A 15,530-nucleotide genomic window follows, 5' to 3' on the forward strand; every position below is an offset into this window, starting at 1 on the left:
GTGCGGGCAAAGCGACGCCTGCGACGAGGGCGGTGGGAAGGTCACGCGTGGCTGCGGCGAGTTGATCGACGGCCTTGCGGCAGCGCTCAAGGAAGCTTGGTTTCTCGAGAAAGTCGGCGGGAGGGTAACCGCAGATAGCCAGTTCTGAAAAGACGGTGAGGCGGGCGCCCTGTTCGGCGGCGCGACGGGTAACCGCCATGATTTTTTCAAGATTGCCGGTGAAATCCCCGACCGTGGGGTTGATCTGGGCCAGTGCGATGTTCACTCTTCCAGTTTAATGCAGCAGGCGCCAGGGATAGGGATTTCGCTGCTGGTTTAGCGGGTCAACGGCGCTTCGCGCCGATAGCGGGTCAGCAAGTTAGCGTAGCGGATGCGATGAAGATCTGCAGATGGATTTCGCGGGTTCAGGTGCCAGTGCCGGAGAAGACTACGCCGATGGTGCGGAGGATGATCTTGAGATCGAGCCAGAGGTTCCATTTTTCGATGTAGGCCACGTCGAGGGAGACGTAGCTGTCAAACGAGGGATCGCGGCGGCCCTGCACCTGCCAGAGACCGGTGATGCCGGGGGTGACATCGAGACGGCGGAGATGGCTGGGCTTGTACTCCATGACTTCGCTGGCGATGGGGGGACGCGGTCCGACGACACTCATGTCGCCACGAAGGACATTGAAGAATTGCGGCAACTCGTCGAGAGAATACTTGCGGAGAATGCGGCCGAGCCGGGTGATGCGCGGATCATTGGTGATCTTGAAGAGCACGCCGTCACGCTCGTTCATGTGCATGATTTCGGTGCGACGCTTTTCCGCATCGCGCACCATGGTGCGGAACTTGTAGCAGCGGAAGACGCGACCCTTTTTGCCGATGCGCTCGGAGGCGTAGAAGACAGGTCCATGGGACTCAAGCTTGATGGCGATGGCGATGACGATGAGAAAGGGCGAAAGAATCAAAAAGAACAGGATGGAAAAGATGACATCTAGCACACGCTTGAAGATGAAGCCGAGTTCCGGAACCTGGCCGCGGTGCAGGGGAATGGTTGGAAATTGGCCAATGTACTCGATGGGGCTGTTCCAGGCCAGGCCAGCGTAGAGATCGGGAACCACGCGCAGATCGACGCCGTGCATGCGGGATTTCTCCAGCACATCCTGGACAATGCTGCGCTCACACGGAGTGGTGAAAAAGATTTCGTCGACGAACTGCTTGCGCGCGAGCTGGAAGAGCGTGTCGAGGGTTCCGACGACGTCACCGCTGGAAGATATCATTTGCGGCGAGGAATTGGGGAATTCAATGAAACCTTTGAAGGTGTAGCCGAGGTGGCGGATTCTCTCGAGGTGATGACGAAGAGCGTGAGCTTCGGGTCCGGTGCCGACAATGAGGACATTGCGGGTATCCTGGCCGCGCTCGAATCTACGGTAGAGCAGGGTGCGGTAGATGAGGCGCCGCAGGCACAGGGAAACCGTGACCAGAATCAGCGTCAGGATAACTATGCCCCGCGGGATGTCTTCGGCGCGAAGCAGATACAGGGTTCCAGTGAGCAGGAGGCCGGAGGTGAAGCAGACCTGCACGGTGAGCCTCTGTTCATTCAGGAAGGAGTTCAGACGGGTGGGCGAGTAGAGATTCAGCCGGCGGCTGGTTACGACCAGGACGGTCGTGAATCCGAAAAGCATCGCGAGCAGGATCCACATCGAACGACCGTTGAAGAGGGTTCCATGGTAAAAAGCACGTGCTCCGACGACGGGGCCTGTGTGACGCTCGTAGATAGTGGCGATGCCGGCAGAAGCGAGGATCGTGATGAAATCGACCAACATCCAAAGCTTGACCTTGCCCTGGGAACTGCGGGACGAGCCCGCAGTTGAGTCTGCCACCCAGTCAGACGGGGGTGCGACCGAGGCGGAAACTCGTTGCCAGAAATCCGATGTCGCCATATGTCTTCCGCAAACCTCAGAAGTTCAAACTCATTGGGAAAGTAGAGGGGTTTCAGTTGAGTTGAGCAGAGTAGAAGTGTCGAAGATCTGGAGCAGATTGAAGCTAACGGTTGGACGCAACTCGTCTTGCGGAAGGTTGCCTTCGGACCGCGCCCAATTCCTCCATTCCTGACCTCAGCTTCTCACGATTCGATTCCATCTTCATTTTCTTGCCGCTCACGGATTCTCTTCTCGCATTTCCATGATCTTAAACAACTTAGTTGAGTCGAACGCTGAACCGGGTGACCCGCAAGGATACGACTCAAGCCGTATCTTCGGAGATACCACTTCACTGTTTGCCAAGTGCGGATTCAATTTTCAAGGCAACGAGACAAGAAGAAGGTGCAAGGTTCGGCTAATCGGGGATTTCCTCACGACCGGGGAATCTCATTCTGAATTTTTAATTCCCGCTCGAGCTCGACTTGGGAGGATCGCTTGCAAGTAAATTATGCAGGAAGACTCGTTATAAAGTCATCAATTCCTTAAGCCGAAGGTATCACATATGCATCGAGCGTAAGAAACTGCTGGATATTGGGATCAGGGGATGCCATGAAGTCTTTGAGGGGGCCGAAGAATGCCGCGCGCCCCTCATGAAGAAACAGGACAGTATCCGCGAGACGCTCGGCGAAGCGCATGTCATGAGTGACGACAATGCTTGTAAATCCAAGCTGTTGCTTCAGCCTCTGGATGAGACCACCGAGCCTTCGGGCGATGATGGGATCGACCATGGTGGTGGGTTCGTCGTACAGGACGACTTCAGGTTGCGAGGCGAGCGCGCGTGCCATGGCGACGGCGCGGCGGCGGCCAGTGGACAGGCTGGCAGGTAACGATTCAGATACGTCCTCAGCGCCGACGAGGTTGAGGAGCCGATCAACGACCTTCAGCACCTGGTCTTCCTCCTGGCCGCCACGTTCGCGCAGGGGAAATGCCACGTTTTCGCGGACGGTGAGCGAGTCAAAGAGTGCGCCGTTCTGAAAAACCATGGTGATACGCCTGCGCACGGCCTGCATTTCGTCTTCGGTATAGCCATTAATCTCAAGACCATCGAAACGGATGGAGCCCACCTGAGGCTTGAGGAAGCCCATAAGAATCCTGAGCGAAACCGACTTGCCGACGCCGCTGCGGCCGAGGATGCAGAGGGTTTCACCGCGGTTGACGACGAAGCTGACGTTATCGAGGACCTTGCGATCGCCGAACCATAGCGAGACATGGCTGAACGAGATCAGGGGCCAGCTGGTCTGCTCTTCTTCGACTGGCTCGGCCTTGTCGCCTACGATGTCGGCCAGCACGTCGCTGGAGAGTTCGGGAACCTCGGGGATCTCTGGAACCTCGGGGATCGATGGATCCGAAGCAGGATCGGTGGGGTTTTTGGGACTGGGGTCGGATGTGGCCACGGAATCAGCTTACTTGAAGATGCTTTTGGGCGAGGAGGGTTTCAGCGCGTTCGAGGTCCCGGGGGGAGTTGAGGTTAAGAAACCAGTCGGTTACCGGAAAACCCTGCGGATGCGAGACCTGGCCGGATTGAACGAGCATTTCGAGAGGCTGGATGGAGAAGGGCCTGGCGAGGGCATCGGCTGCGGCGCGGAAGGCACGGAGGCAATTGCGATCGCTGGAACGAAGGCTGGACTGGAGAATGGGGAGTCCGGCGCGGTGGACCACGACCGGGAAGGTCTGGATGAAGCCGGCAATGGAGACCGCAGTGATCGCGGACTCGGTTACGATGGCGCGATGAAAAAGATAGTCGATAAGACAAGCGGGTAAAAGCGGCAGGTCGATGGGGAGAAACACCGCAAATTGGGCGGCGCTGGATGCGAGTGCAGAGCAGATGCCGGCAAGGGGTCCGAGGCCGGATGGGGAGGGATCGTCAGGCAACGTGGGGGCGAAAACGGAAAGATCGTTGATTGCACCTGCGATGCGGGGTTCGAATCCAGCAGAGCGGAGGATGGTGAGGGCGTGCTGGACCAGGGGAATGCCGGCGAGGGGGATGAGGGATTTGTCCTGGCCCATGCGGGTAGACCGACCGCCGGCGAGGATGAATCCGTCGGCGGTCGCATTGTCGGTGCCGGTGCGGGGCAAGCTCAATGGCCTGCCTCCTCCAGGAATCGGATCAGGGAGCGAATTCCCAGCTCGAAGTTTTGAAGACTGAACTTCTCATTGGGGGCGTGGATGTTGTCGTCGGGGAGGCCAAATCCCATCATCACACTGGGCAGGCCGAGGTGGCGGTCGAAGTCGCCGACGATGGGAATGGATCCGCCGGATCGGATGAACACGGTGTCTTTACCCCAGACTTCGTGCAGGGCGTGCGTGGCGGCCTGGATGTACTTGTTGTTCACCGGGATGAGGCAGGGGTCGCCGGAGTGGATGAGGCGGACATCAACGTCTACGCCAACGGGGGCGATCTTTTCGATATAGCTCTTGTACTGAGCGAAAGCCCTGGTGGGGGTCATGCCCGGAACAAGTCGCATGGAGACCTTGGCGACAGCCTTGGCGGGGATGACCGTCTTTGCGCCAGCGCCGGTAAAGCCGCCGGGGATTCCGTGGACATCGAGCGTCGGACGAGCCCAGGTGCGTTCGAGGACGCTGTAACCGCTTTCGCCCACGAGCTGGCGTGAGCCAACTTCGGCCATGCGGTAATGCTCTTCGTCGAAGGGCAGACTCTTCCAAGCGGCGAGCTCTTCAGGGCTGGGGGGAATGATGTCGTCGTAGAAGCCGGGGATGAGGATGTGGCCGTTGTCGTCTTTGAGACGGGCGATGATTTGCGCAATGGCGGTGAACGGATTGGGGGCTGCGCCGCCGTACATGCCGGAGTGGAGGTCGGTCTTGGCGCCGCGGACTTCGATCTCGGTGTAGATCATGCCGCGCAGACCGACGCAAAGAGTGGGCAGGCCGGGAGCGAAGAGTTCGGTGTCGGAGACGAGGGCGAAGTCTGCTTTGAGGTTGGCAGGCTTGGATGCGACGTACTCGGCAATTCCCTCCCCTCCCACTTCTTCTTCACCTTCGAAGAGGACGCGGACGTTGAGAGGCAGAGTTTTGTTGGCGGCGAGTAAAGCTTCGAGAGCTTTGACCTGCATCCAGACCTGGCCTTTGTCATCGACGGCGCCGCGGGCGTAGATGTTGCCGTTGCGTTCAGCGGGCTCAAAGGGGGGCGAGAGCCATTCGTCGATGGGGTCGGCGGGCTGGACGTCGTAGTGGCCGTAGATGAGGACGGTTGGCTTCGACGAGGCGTGAAGCCACTCGGCGTAGACGAGCGGGTGGCCTGAAGTGGCGATGAGACGGACGTTTTCCATTCCGATGCGCTTGAGTTCGGATGCCAGAAATTCGGCGGCGCGACGGCAGTCGTCTTTGTGTTCTGGGAGTGTAGATATGGAAGGAATGCGCAGAAGGTCTTTCAATTCACCCAGGAATCGCGCGTGATTCCGGGTTGCAAAACTTACAGCGGACGAAGACATGATATCGCTCCTCAAGGGCGGATGTTTCAGTCAAAGAAGAGTATAGAACCGGTCCCCTTAGCCGAGTTCATGGACTCGCTCAGGACCTGGGACCCGCCTTGTTGTTGGGTCCCATGCTGCCAGTTAGCGGCCGTCTCGCCATCTATGAGACCGGTTGTAGGCGCTATGCTGAACTCCAATCGACTGAAGGGACTATTCTCTTGCCAAAACGCGACTGTGTATGCCTGGTGGATCTTGTCCGCAGCCTGTCTTTCGCAGTTTCAGTCGTGCTTTTGGGATGGGGAGGCTCTGCAGCGGCGCAGACAAAACCGGAAAAACCTTTATATGCACGCGTGAATACATTCGGGGTGTTTGCAGCGTATTCCGGAGACTCGAGCCACTTTGTGTTGGGCTATGCGCAGAATCGCAAGCTTCTGGAGATCGGCGTTGCCTATAACCGCAGATTAAAGCTGGGATCGATTGCGAACTGGCAATACAGCGCGGAGTTGCTGCCCGTGGCATTGGAAAGCGACCCGGTAACTCATATCGTAGATAGCCAGCAGACCCCAACGACGCAGGTCTTCGTATCAAATTTCCGGCAGTCGGCGGCGTGTGTGGCGAGCAGCGAGAGCTATTCAGACACGCTTCCGAATGGCGTAACGTTCAGCGGGACGGTGTCGACGACCTGCGAACGGACGTGGACCGTGGGCGAAGCATTTTCTCCGGTCGGCTTTCAATGGAACTTCCGGCCACGGCACAGGCTGCAACCGGTCGTGATAGGGCATGGTGGATACATGTACAGCTCGCAGCCGATTCCGATCGACTACGCGGGGTCATTCAATTTCACATTCGACCTGGGTGCCGGTTTGGAGTTCTATCAATCGAACAGCCGGTCGATCCGCGCCGATTATCGCTATCACCATATTTCGAACCACGACACCGCCGACACGAATCCGGGCATTGACAGCGGGGTATTCCAGGTGACGTACGCGTTCGGGCGCTAGTAGCGCGGGACCTTCGGGTCAACTTCAGCCGACCATGCGTCGATACCGCCGCGGAGGGACTGCACATTTTCGAAACCCTGGTTGCGAAGCCATGCGGTGACGTTCAGGGAGCGTTGGCCGTGATGGCAGAGAACTGTGATGTGCTCTTCGGGATCGAGCTCCTGATGGGCGCGCGCGGGGACATCGCCCATGGGCATGAGGGTGCTGGGTTCGATGTGGGCGGTGGAGTATTCCCACGGCTCGCGGACATCGATGAGGCGGGTCTTGTTTTCGCTGAGAAGAGCGGCGGTGTCGGCGGAGGAGATTTCGTATTCGAGCATGAGAACAGTTTAGTGGGACGGGCGGGTCGCTGAAACAGTCCGGGGAAAGTAGTCTTGAAGAGATGCCGCCGATTTTGAATGCACAGACGATCACGAAGCAGTTTGGGGCCAAGCCTCTTTTCAAGGACATTTCATTCACCGTGGAGGACGGCTCGCGTATTGGGCTGATCGGCCCGAACGGGGCTGGAAAATCGACGCTGCTCGCGATTCTGGCGGGGGCGGTTGAGCCCGATTCTGGCGATCTGGCGGTGCGGAAGCGTGCGCGGGCTGCCTATGTTCCGCAGGACTCGCAATTTGAAGCCGGGTTGAGCGTGCGGCAGGTGCTGGAGTCCGCGCTGAGTGCGGCGCACGTGAATGAGAATGAACACGAGGGCCGGCTGCGCGAACTTTCGGGGCGAGCTGGCTTTTACGATCTCGATGCAGAGGCGGCATCGCTGTCGGGCGGGTGGCGCAAGCGGCTGGCGATTGTGGAGGCGCTGGTAAGCCATCCCGATGTGCTGCTGCTGGATGAGCCAACGAACCATCTGGACCTTGCTGGGATCGAGTGGCTTGAGGAGCTTTTGGCCGCGGCGGATTTTGCGGTGGTCACGGTGAGCCACGACCGCTACTTTCTTGAAGCAACCTCGAGCGAGATTATTGAGCTGAACCGGGTGTATGCGGAGGGGCTGTTCCGCGTGAGGGGTAACTTCAGCCGGTTTCTCGAGGAGCGAGAAGCGTACCTGGAATCGCAGAGCAAGCAGCAGGAAAGCTTGCGCAACCGGGTGCGGACCGAGATCGAGTGGCTCCGCCGCGGGCCGAAGGCACGGACAACGAAATCGAAGGCGCGGATCGACACGGCAAACGAGATGATCGGGCAGCTGGCGGCGATGGATTCGCGGACTACGGACAACACGGCGGGGATAGATTTTGAGGCGACTCAGCGCAAAACGAAGCGGCTCGTGGAATTCAACGACGTGGCCTGCGATATTGGCGGGCGCAGGCTCTTCAGCGGATTGAAATTCGTTCTCACGGCCGGGTCAAAAGTAGGCCTGGTGGGGCCGAACGGGAGCGGGAAGACCACGTTTCTGCGGCTGCTGCGGGGCGAACTGGAGCCGGCTGAAGGCAGCATTCGGCGGGCGGATACGCTGCGGCTGGTGTACTTCAGCCAGATGCGCGAGCTGGATGAGAACCTGACGCTGCGGCGGGCTCTCGCTCCCGAGGGCGATGGACTCGTATACCAGGGGCGGAATGTGCATGTGGCGAGCTGGGCGGCTCGGTTTCTGTTTACGAGCGAGCAATTGAATCAGCCGGTGCGGAATTTGAGCGGCGGCGAGCGGGCGCGCGTCCTGATTGCGAAGCTTATGCTGGAGCCGGCTGATGTGTTGCTGCTGGATGAGCCTACGAACGATCTGGATATTCCGACGCTGGAGATTCTGGAGGAGAACCTGCTGGAGTTTCCGGGAGCGCTGGTGCTGGTAACGCACGATCGCTATCTGCTGAATCGGGTGGCCTCGACGGTGGTGGGGCTGGATGGCGAGGGACACATCGGGTTGTTCGCGGATTATGGCCAGTGGGAGCAGTGGCTTGCGGAAGAGAGAACAGAGATTCGGGGCGATGGAGCACCAGGCAGAGATCAGGGGTCAGGGATCAGGGGTGTGAAAGGGACTTCGGCGGAGGAGGCAGATGCTCAAAAGCCGTCGAAGAAAAAGCTATCTTACCTGGAGGCGCGGGAGTTTGCGGTAATTGAACAGAGAGTGGAGGAGAGTGACGCGCGCCTGGCTGCAGCGCGGGCCCGGGTGGAAGACCCCGCAATTGCGTCAGACGCTGTGGCCTTGCAGGCAGCCTTGGGCGACCTGGAATCGGCGCAGGAAGAAAACGACACACTGTACGCCCGATGGGCCGAATTGACCAATAAGGCAGTCTAAACTGTGTGCAGGCGCGCAAACTGGGTCAAAGGGAAAGACGAACTTCGACGACACTGAGCGAAACAATTACATCGAAAGATGATATGGCCAATCCGGTGAAAGTTTTGATTGTCGAAGACGAACCCCATGCCCTGATGGGTCTGGCAGAGCTGATCTCCGGATGGGGATACCAGACCGAGACGGCGCGCGATGGAGTCGAAGGCTGGGAGAAGGCGCTCGCCTGGAGTCCGGCAATTGTGGTCACGGACTTGAAGATGCCGCGCATGGATGGCATCGGCCTGCTGACCAAGATCGCCGAAGACGCACACTCAAATGTCGCGGTGGTGCTGCTGACGGCGCAAGGATCGATCCAACTGGCGGTGGATGCGATGAAACTGGGTGCGTACGATTTTCTGCAGAAACCGGTGGACGCTGCGCGTTTGAGGTCAATTCTGACGAATGCGACGCGGCAGCGCGCCACAGAGATTGAGTTGGAGGTAACTCGAAGGCAGTTGAGGAATACGGGCATCCTCGGCACCATGGTAGGCAGTTCGAAGGCCATGAGGGAGATATTTGCACTGATTGAGCAGATTGCGCCTTCGAATGTTTCGGTGCTGATTACGGGCGAGAGCGGTACCGGGAAAGAGATGGTGGCCCGAACATTGCACGACCTGAGTCCGCGGAAAGGGCGACCGTTTCTGGCAGTGAACTGCGCGGCGATTCCTGAGACGCTGATTGAGAGCGAAATCTTCGGACACGAGAAGGGCGCGTTTACAGGCGCAGTGGAACGGCGAGCCGGTTGCTTTGAATTGGCAACGGGCGGAACTCTGCTTTTGGATGAACTGGGCGAGATGCCGATCGGCACGCAGGCTAAACTGCTGCGGGTCCTCGAAGAGCGAAAACTGCGCAGGCTTGGTGCCCGCGCAGAGCAGGATGTGGATGTGCGTGTGCTCGCTGCGACGAATCGCGATCCGCAGGATGCCGTGACGCATGGGCATCTGCGCGCAGATTTGTTCTATCGGCTGAACGTGTTTCATATTCATATGCCGCCGTTGCGGGAACACATGGAAGACCTGCAAGTAATGGCAGAAGCCATGGTGCACGAGATGAATCAGAAGCACACGCGGCATGTTTCGGGCTTGTCGGATCAGATTCTTGATCGGATGCTGGCGTATGACTGGCCGGGAAATGCGCGCGAACTGCGCAATACGATTGAACGCGCAGTGATTCTTTGCCCGGATGGGGTTCCGCTGGACGCGTCGCATCTGCCGCGAACGTTCGGTACTCCACAGCTGCCGGTGGCGGCGCGGGTAACCGATGCCAACGTGGTGCCGGTGCGCGTGGGGACGACGGTGGATGAAGCAGAGCGGATGCTGATTCTGCGAACGCTTGAGTCGACAGGACAGAATAAGACGCGTGCGGCGGAGATTCTGGGTGTAAGCCTGAAGACGCTGCACAACAAGCTGAAGGAATACAGCCACTCGCGGGAGGATCCGGCGGCGTGAGCTGGCGGCAGGGCGAAGTGCGCTGATGAGTGCCTGATTCATTTCCGCGCAACTCTGAAACGCGATTTGGTCGAAGCCTCTCACGTGCTGTTTTGGCATCAGAGTGGCTTTTGACAGCTTGTGTACGTGAACAATGCGACTAAAGACAAAACTCGTGCTGGCGATTACAGGTCTGGTATTCCTGATCGCCGGATTACTGTCGCTGGTGTATGTGAGTCACCTGGTAGCTGCGGCGATACAGCAGTCATACGATTCGAATCGAATGGTGGCCAACCAGGTGCGCTTTGCCCTGCATAACGCTCTGCTTGAAGGGCTGAAAGACCAGACAGTCGATCCCAACGACAAGGAAAAACTGCAGGAACTGGTTCAAGCTGCGATCAAGAACAGCGAATTTCTTGACGCCACTCTGGACTCGGCCAACATGTCTTCCCCGACCGAATACGACGTCAACATTGTGGACAGGCAATCACGCGTCCTGTTGAGCACGTTTCCGGACAATGAGGGCAAGTTGTTGCCGTGGCGGCCGAAGTACAGTGAATTGCTTGCCGCCGGTCCGATCACCAAGATGCGTGAGATCTATGGGCCGGTGAAAGTGTTTGACATCGCGGTGCCGGAGGATAGTAACGGCCAACCTTTCCTGAGCGTTCATGTGGGTGTGCGAACAACCCTGTTGCAGGCGGTTTATGAGCCTTCGCTGAAGGAGGCTTTTACGCTGATGGCCTTTGCGGCAGGAACGGCGCTGGTTGCGGCCTTTCTGTTGAGCAACCTGGCGCTGCGGCCGCTGGAAGAGATCAGTATGCAACTGGATTACTGGAATCCTACCCCGGTGGAGAGTGTCCCCCAGGGAGGCGAGCAACCGAGGCTCGACACTGCGGAAAGGGTATCAACGAAGATCGAGCAGATTGGGCAACGCATGCGCAACGTGGAGGAGGTCTTCTCTGCCCTGAAGGAAAATCTCGACCAGGTTCTTGGAAACCTTCAGGACGGAATCCTGCTGTTTACAGGGGATGGGCGGGCGGTGCTTGTGTCTGAGGCGGCGCAGCGCTTCCTCCACATCGAGAGTGACAACATCCTTGGTTTGCAGGCACGTGAAATCTTCGATAATTCCACGGTGCTGGGAAGAACGCTTCGCGAGGCTTTCGACGCTGGGGTCACGCTGGTGCAGGAAGAGGTCCATACCGAAACGGGGCGTCGCATCCAGGCATCGGTGGACTTCATCTACGACGACCATACACGGATGGGTCTCGGCGCTCTGGTGACCTTGCACGACCTTGAATCAGTGGAGCAGATCGAGTCGGAATTGGAGCTCTCACGGCGCATGGCAGCGATCGGCAGGTTGACGGCCGGCGTGGGCCACGAGGTCAAGAATCCCATCAACGCCATTGTGGTGCATCTTGAACTGCTGAAGAACAAGCTGGGTGGTGACCAGGCGCCTGCGACGCGGCACCTGGAAGTGATCGATGCGGAGATTCACCGTTTAGATCGCGTGGTGCAGACGCTGGTCGACTTCTCAAGGCCAGTGGAGTTGCGGCTGCAGGAGCAGGATCTATGCACGGTGATCGGCGACGTTCTGGCCCTGGCGGATGAAGAGCTCTCAACACGCAATGTAAAGCTGGAGGGCCGTCTGCCTGCGCACCCACTGATTGTGAATGTGGATGCGGATCTGCTGAAGCAGGCGGCGATCAACGTGATTCTGAACGGCGCGCAGGCTATGCCGGATGGCGGGGCGCTGCGGGTCACGCTGGAAGAGGATCGCAAGATGGCAGTCTTGCGGATTACCGATGAGGGGACGGGAATTCCGCCGGAGATTCGGGAGAAGATTTTCGACCTTTATTTCACGACGAAGAGCGGCGGCAGCGGTATTGGGCTGGCAATGACATACCGTATTTTGCAATTGCACCACGGGAGCGTCGACGTACAATCGAAGGTAGGCCGTGGCACAGAATTCTCCCTGCGCATTCCACTCGCAGCCACGGAATGGGGACGCCGGCATCCGCAACCGGCAAGTGTGGAAGAAACAAAGGGGTTGGAAACATGAAGTTGAGCGCCAGGAGCGCTAAGATCGCTGCGTGGCTGTTGCCGCTGCTGCTGACCGGGTGCTTTCACAAGACCCAGGTCGCGCAGAATCAGCCGCTCGCGCCCCCAATCGAAGACACGCCACCAAAGCCCGAGCCTGCACCGACGAATCTGCCTCCGCCGGAGGTAACGACACCTGTGCAGATTCAGCCACAGGAGATCACACCGCCGCCGGAGCCGGTGAAGAAGCCACCAAAGCACAAGAAACCGGCAAACACCAATACGCAAGTCGCTTCGAACGGAACGTCTGCACTCTCGGCGATCGGACCGCTTTCGACCGGCGATCCACCGAACGTGCGGCAGCAGACGGATGACTTGATTGCTTCGACCGAGAAGACCCTGAACGGAATCACGCGAAAGCTGAGTGACCAGGAGCAGAAGACGGCAGCGCAGATTCGCGAGTTCCTGAAGCAGGCGCGCGAGGCGCTGACAGCAGGCGACGTGGATGGAGCTCGCACACTGGCTGCCAAGGCGAAGGCAGTGCTGGACGAACTGCATCCGTAGCGCTGTCCAATTCCCTTCCCTTAATTTTCCAATGAATCGCAGCTAAGGCGTATCACGCTATCTGCGGTGCGTCTATCGTTCGCCCCAGCTCAGCTTGCTGCGGAGAGCGTCGAAGAAGCCGCTTTCGCTGAGGCGTACCAGGTTGACCGTGTAATCGGAGCGCCGACAGCGGACTTCATCGCCAAGGTGAAGCTCGAATCCGATCTGGCCATCGACAGTGAGCAGGCATTGCGTGGGGACGCCCTCAACGCGGACGGTGAGGCTCGCGTCTCCGCGCACAACGATAGGACGCAGGGTAAGCAGGTGCGGACAGATAGGCGTGACAACGAGCGCATCGACGTCCGGCGTGAGTATTGGACCGTTGGCGGCGAGTGTGTAGGCCGTGGAACCTGTGGGTGTGGAGACAATGACGCCGTCGGCACGGAAGCGCGCAACTTTCTTACCGTCGAGCTCAACGGCAAATTCGCCCATACGCGCAATGTCGCCTTTGGAGACGACGACTTCGTTCAAGGCTTCGAATACTTTGACGGTCGAGCCGTCGCGGATGACTTCAGAGTGCAACATGGTGCGCGCGTCGAGCGTATGGCAGTTCTCGCACCAGCTTTCGAGGGTCTCATAGAGCGCACCCAGGCGCACTTCAGTAAGGAACCCAAGAGAGCCGAGATTGACGCTGAGGATGGGCGTACCGGTTGCGGCGAAGATGCGGGCAACGGAGAGCAACGTTCCATCGCCGCCGAGCACGATGACCAGTTGCGGGTGGTGCGCGGGCAGGTCGGAGCGATCAACGGCAGGGGCGGCATCCGTGTAGGTCGCGCCTTCGACATCGAGAAGCGGCTTGTAGTTGTGCTTGCAGAGCCAATCGATCAGTTCGGGAAGCAACTGGGCGAGCTCCTGCTTTCGCGGCTTACTGACGATTGCTACGCAAGTCATGCGGTCTCAGTGTAACGGATCACGGTCAGTGAACAGTGGACAGTGGTCAGTGCTCAGAAGCACCGGTGCGATCAAAGAGCTCTGAGCGAAACCCTTCAGATTCCCAGCGATTCGGTCGCCGATTGCGCGTAAAGCAAGAACTCCTTGTTGCCTTCGGTGCCTGTGATGGGGGATGGAATTACCTCTATGACTTTCCAGCCGAGTTGAGTGGCGGCGTTTGTGACCTTTTCGATGGCGAGTTTGTGGACTTCGGGGTCGCGGACGATACCGCCTTTGCCGACGTTGCCGCGGCCGGCTTCGAACTGCGGTTTGACGAGAATGACAGCTTCAGTAAGCGCGGGCGCAGCGGCGAAGACCGGGGCGAGCAGGAGCGTCGCGGATATAAAGGAGACGTCCATCACGAGCAGGGTGAGGGCGGGCTGGCCGGGCTCGGCAAGTGCGCCGGGAGCGAGAAAGCGGGCATTGGTGCGTTCAACGAGGCGAACACGCGAGTCGTTGCGGAGTTTCATGGCGATCTGTCCGAAGCCGGTATCGACGGCGGTTACATGGGCTGCGCCGCGCTGAAGAAGGCAGTCGGTGAAGCCGCCGGTGGAGGCGCCGATGTCGAGACATGCGCGGTCGGCTACATCAATTTTCCAGTGATCAAGAGCCGCCTGGAGCTTGAGGCCGCCGCGGCTGACATAGGGCATGTCATCGCCGAGGAGGCGGATGGCGGAATCGGATGCGATGGAAGCGCCAGGCTTGTCGATCTTCTGCTCGTTGGCGAGCACCCGGCCGGCGAGGATGAGGGCGCGGGCTCGTTCGCGGCTCTGAACGAGGCCTCGGTCTAGGAGGAGGACGTCGATGCGGGTTTTGGATGGAGTGGGCAAGGCGCAGATTCAGATTAGCAATTTCGGCTGGAGAAGCGGTCTTTACTCTGACCCACTCGCTTCGCCGTGGGACATCTTTTGCGTATTCTGGACGGATGTCTTGATTTTCGGGATGCCGTGCTGATGGCAGTCGGCGCAGCGGACCCAGTGGATGTTGTGGGGGCTTTTGGCGCTGGCGAAGGTCGTATCCATCTTCTCGACGTCGATGCCGCAGTGGGACATTTGCGGATGACAGGTTTTGCAGGAGGCGGAGGCGTTCTCATTGTGTCCGGTGTGGCAGGCGAGGCAACTGATGCCCTCGTGGACGCCGACGGGGGTGCGGTCGTCGCCCGATCCGATCTGAGGACCCCAGTGATTTGCAGCCGCGACGGTGGCGGTGTCAGGTTGGCGCGGTGCGTGGCACTGATAACAGAGCGCCTGGCGCTGGTCGGGACTGATTTTCACTGCGCGTGCACCTTCTGACAGTTGCGGAAGCGAAAGCAGCCTTACGGCAAAGTGCATTTGTTCGCGGCGGTCAAAGATCGCAAGGGAATCTGTTGCGAGTGGGAGCGTGGCAGAGATGCGCTCCGCAGGCCTTGATTGCACGGGACCCTCACGATGCATCTGGTGGCATGCTATGCAGGGCATCGTAGGTTCATCGGCAAAGTTGGCGCGAGTGATGTGCCACGGTCCGGTGGCGTTCTGCGGCTGCACAAGATCGCGGACTGCGCCACTGAAATGCATGCCATGGCAGCGGAGGCAATCGTCCATCAGACGGCGCTGGGTGTTGTGCGCGGGATTGGCGAAGATCTGCGCGTAGGTGGCGCTGTGAGGACCTGCGTGCCAGGATGCGTATTCATGCTGATGGCAATTCTGGCAGTTTGTGGTCATCGCGAAGACGTCGGTGTCGCGCAGACGGATGGACTCTGGAGGCCGCGAGAAGAGATGGACGCGAATGTGCCGCAGCTTGGTGGCAAGGCTCGCTTCGTGACAATCGAGACACGTGGCGGTACGGTGCGCGGAAGTGTGGACGGCGGTTGTGTATGCGGCCATCTCGTGGCAGCTTGCACA

The 15,530-nt window shown here is 59.0% G+C and carries 14 protein-coding genes; 5 read left to right on the plus strand and 9 right to left on the minus strand.

Features of this window, described 5'->3' with window-relative positions; all coding sequences use genetic code 11:
- From WA354_RS14555 to WA354_RS14575, 5 genes are all read right to left on the minus strand, one after another.
- The coding region (locus WA354_RS14555) for a nitrilase-related carbon-nitrogen hydrolase (RefSeq protein ID WP_472813741.1) at nt 1–265 on the minus strand (265 nt) is incomplete at its 3' end.
- A gap of 139 nt (nt 266–404) precedes the next feature.
- Nucleotides 405–1,922 carry a sugar transferase gene (locus WA354_RS14560; protein ID WP_472813742.1) on the minus strand — a complete coding sequence of 506 codons (1,518 nt, stop codon included), beginning with the start codon at nt 1,920–1,922 and terminating at the stop codon, nt 405–407.
- 521 nt (nt 1,923–2,443) lie between these two features.
- Nucleotides 2,444–3,355, minus strand: a complete 912-nt coding sequence (locus WA354_RS14565) for an ABC transporter ATP-binding protein (protein ID WP_472813743.1) — start codon at nt 3,353–3,355, stop codon at nt 2,444–2,446.
- Between the two features lie 4 nt (nt 3,356–3,359).
- Complete coding sequence (mobA, locus tag WA354_RS14570) at nt 3,360–4,043, minus strand: molybdenum cofactor guanylyltransferase (protein WP_472813744.1); 684 nt, start codon at nt 4,041–4,043, stop codon at nt 3,360–3,362.
- The gene (locus WA354_RS14575; RefSeq protein WP_472813745.1) at nt 4,040–5,410 is read right to left on the minus strand and encodes a dipeptidase; all 1,371 of its coding nucleotides are present in this window, start codon (nt 5,408–5,410) and stop codon (nt 4,040–4,042) included. The genes mobA and WA354_RS14575 overlap by 4 nt, the downstream gene beginning before the upstream one ends.
- A 200-nt stretch (nt 5,411–5,610) precedes the next feature.
- On the opposite strand from WA354_RS14575, the gene WA354_RS14580 reads away from it, so the two are divergent.
- The gene (locus WA354_RS14580; protein WP_472813746.1) at nt 5,611–6,393 is read left to right on the plus strand and encodes an acyloxyacyl hydrolase; all 783 of its coding nucleotides are present in this window, start codon (nt 5,611–5,613) and stop codon (nt 6,391–6,393) included.
- Here WA354_RS14580 and WA354_RS14585 read toward each other — a convergent pair.
- Nucleotides 6,390–6,713 (minus strand): rhodanese-like domain-containing protein, encoded by a 324-nt coding sequence (locus WA354_RS14585; protein ID WP_472813747.1) that lies wholly within the window; start codon nt 6,711–6,713, stop codon nt 6,390–6,392. The two genes, WA354_RS14580 and WA354_RS14585, sit on opposite strands and share 4 nt — an antisense overlap.
- A 62-nt stretch (nt 6,714–6,775) precedes the next feature.
- Between WA354_RS14585 and WA354_RS14590 the strand changes: the two genes are divergently transcribed.
- The 4 genes from WA354_RS14590 to WA354_RS14605 all read left to right on the plus strand — a co-directional run bounded on the left by WA354_RS14590 (nt 6,776) and on the right by WA354_RS14605 (nt 12,681).
- Nucleotides 6,776–8,617, plus strand: coding sequence for an ABC-F family ATP-binding cassette domain-containing protein (locus tag WA354_RS14590; RefSeq protein ID WP_472813748.1), 1,842 nt, complete (start codon nt 6,776–6,778; stop codon nt 8,615–8,617).
- A gap of 83 nt (nt 8,618–8,700) precedes the next feature.
- The gene (locus WA354_RS14595; RefSeq protein ID WP_472813749.1) at nt 8,701–10,101 is read left to right on the plus strand and encodes a sigma-54-dependent transcriptional regulator; all 1,401 of its coding nucleotides are present in this window, start codon (nt 8,701–8,703) and stop codon (nt 10,099–10,101) included.
- A 133-nt stretch (nt 10,102–10,234) separates the two neighbouring features.
- On the plus strand, nt 10,235–12,139 hold the full coding sequence (locus WA354_RS14600; RefSeq protein ID WP_472813750.1) for a sensor histidine kinase: 1,905 nt from the start codon (nt 10,235–10,237) through the stop codon (nt 12,137–12,139).
- Nucleotides 12,136–12,681: a hypothetical protein gene (locus WA354_RS14605; protein WP_472813751.1), complete on the plus strand. Its 546-nt coding sequence runs from the start codon at nt 12,136–12,138 to the stop codon at nt 12,679–12,681. The genes WA354_RS14600 and WA354_RS14605 overlap by 4 nt, the downstream gene beginning before the upstream one ends.
- A gap of 72 nt (nt 12,682–12,753) precedes the next feature.
- On the opposite strand, the gene WA354_RS14610 is transcribed toward WA354_RS14605, so the two are convergent.
- The 3 genes from WA354_RS14610 to WA354_RS14620 form a co-directional block, all read right to left on the minus strand.
- Complete coding sequence (locus WA354_RS14610; protein WP_472813752.1) at nt 12,754–13,611, minus strand: NAD(+)/NADH kinase; 858 nt, start codon at nt 13,609–13,611, stop codon at nt 12,754–12,756.
- A 95-nt stretch (nt 13,612–13,706) separates the two neighbouring features.
- Nucleotides 13,707–14,480 carry a TlyA family RNA methyltransferase gene (locus WA354_RS14615; RefSeq protein ID WP_472813753.1) on the minus strand — a complete coding sequence of 258 codons (774 nt, stop codon included), beginning with the start codon at nt 14,478–14,480 and terminating at the stop codon, nt 13,707–13,709.
- Nucleotides 14,481–14,522: 42 nt separating this feature from the next.
- The coding region (locus WA354_RS14620) for a hypothetical protein (protein WP_472813754.1) at nt 14,523–15,530 on the minus strand (1,008 nt) is incomplete at its 5' end.

It is taken from the genome of Occallatibacter sp., from assembly GCF_049802275.1.
Taxonomy (GTDB): domain Bacteria; phylum Acidobacteriota; class Terriglobia; order Terriglobales; family Acidobacteriaceae; genus Telmatobacter.